The organism is Nitrosophilus sp., assembly GCF_982775275.1.
Genome location: NZ_CEXZHP010000188.1, coordinates 1 through 1,626, shown reverse-complemented (window position 1 = coordinate 1,626; position 1,626 = coordinate 1). Strand labels below are relative to the sequence as shown.

2 protein-coding genes are annotated in these 1,626 nt (G+C 33.0%); one reads left to right on the top strand and one right to left on the bottom strand.

The features are described from left to right. Window positions 1-230 (top strand): hypothetical protein (locus tag AC30RD_RS07940; protein WP_489493929.1); only part of this gene is annotated, 230 nt, incomplete at its 5' end. 19 nt (window positions 231-249) lie between these two features. Here the strand turns inward: AC30RD_RS07940 and AC30RD_RS07935 are convergent. Next, complete coding sequence (locus tag AC30RD_RS07935) at window positions 250-1,620, bottom strand: site-specific integrase (RefSeq protein WP_489493928.1); 1,371 nt, start codon at window positions 1,618-1,620, stop codon at window positions 250-252. Between the last annotated feature and the right edge of the window lie 6 nt (window positions 1,621-1,626).

Sequence of the window (1,626 nt, the reverse complement as noted above, 5' to 3'; positions counted from 1 at the left end):
GCTGGCAGGCAAAGCCCAAAATTTCGGGCCCCACGAAGTGGGATAGCTGGCGTAAAGCCGGCGGTTTATCCTGCAATCCTCAAATTATTCTCATTTTCGGATTGATTTTTACCTCTTTTTTGAACGCTTCGGCGGAGCGAAGCTTGAACGCAAACTTCGTTTGCTTTTCCCGGAAGAGAAGAAGCTTCGCTTCTTCGATTTTGGTTTTAATAATTATCCCAATTGATTGACGGAGTCAATCTCACTTTCTCAAGAAAAATAATCTACACTATCTACTATTTCTTTTTTAAGTTTTAAGTTAAAACCTTTACCGTAAGTATCAGTTGTTAGCGAATCGTTTTCGCTTTTGCTATGTCCAACTATTTCTTGTAGCACTGCTAACTCTCTTGGATTTTTATTCATAGCTTTTGAAATAAATGTCGCTCGAAAAGTATGAAAAGTTTTTGTCTTTTCTTTTGTAATCTTTTTTATTTGTCTATTGATTTTTTTCTGCAATGCGTCGTTCGTAAAATTTTTAAAAATTGGAAAGTCTGTTGCTAAAATTTTATCTAAAATTTTTTCGTGGATTGGTACTTTTCTTATTCCATTTTCTGTCTTGGAATTTTCAACATTAAAATAATAAATCTCTGTATCTTTATCAAATTTTATCGACTCTTTTGTTAGTGAATTTATTTCACTTAAACGCATTCCGGAATATATCGCAATTTCACAAAAAGTTTTCATAGAGTCATTAAAATATCTGTCTGTATTGTGATTTAAAATCTTTTGTATCTCCTCGTCTGTATAGTTTTCTTTTTTTGGCTCTTCTTTTTTTACTTGTCGCTTATTATAAAGCTTTACTGGTTCAGCCACATTTTTTATTATGTACTCTCGCTCTTTTGCGAATTTTAGAAATTGTTTCGTATATATTAGGTGCTTGTTTATTGTTTTCTTTGATAGATTTTTTCCTCTAACTATAATTGTGTTTAAATGCAGTTTAAAAGCTTCAATATCTTGGACTGTTAGCTCGTTTATATCTTTATCTTTGAAATAGTCTATAAGTCTATTAAATGTCGTTGTATAGTCTGTTATACTGCTTTTCGAAACATTGCCGTCATAAATCACTTGCGATAAGTATTTTTCCTTTAATTCTTCGAAAGTAAATTTCTCTGGTTTTTGAACACTATCTGTTGCTAACATTTCTACTTGATTTTTAACTGTTTTATAGTGTCGCACTTGCTGTTCTATTTGCATTCGCATAACATTTTCTAATGCAGTCCTTAACTCTTCTTCAGTTTCATACTCGAAAACCAGTTTAAAATCTTTGGTAGTTAGCTCAAACAACTCCTCTCCTTTTAGTAAGTCCAAAACCTTTTTGCGTTTTAGAGCTTCTTTTAGATTTTTAGTTCTTAATGAAATTCTAACAAGTTTATAATTAACTCGCCTACGGTAGTAATAAATCTTTCCTACCCGATACAATCGTAACGGCTTAGTATCATAGTTTTTTGGATTTGTATCACAGTTGGGGTTTTTGTAGCTTTCGGAGGTTGAAAATCGCTTGGAAGTCCCTAAAATAGGGGTCTCTTTAAGTATGGCTCCGGATACTGGATTCGAACCAGTGGCCAAGTGATTAACAGTCACCTACTC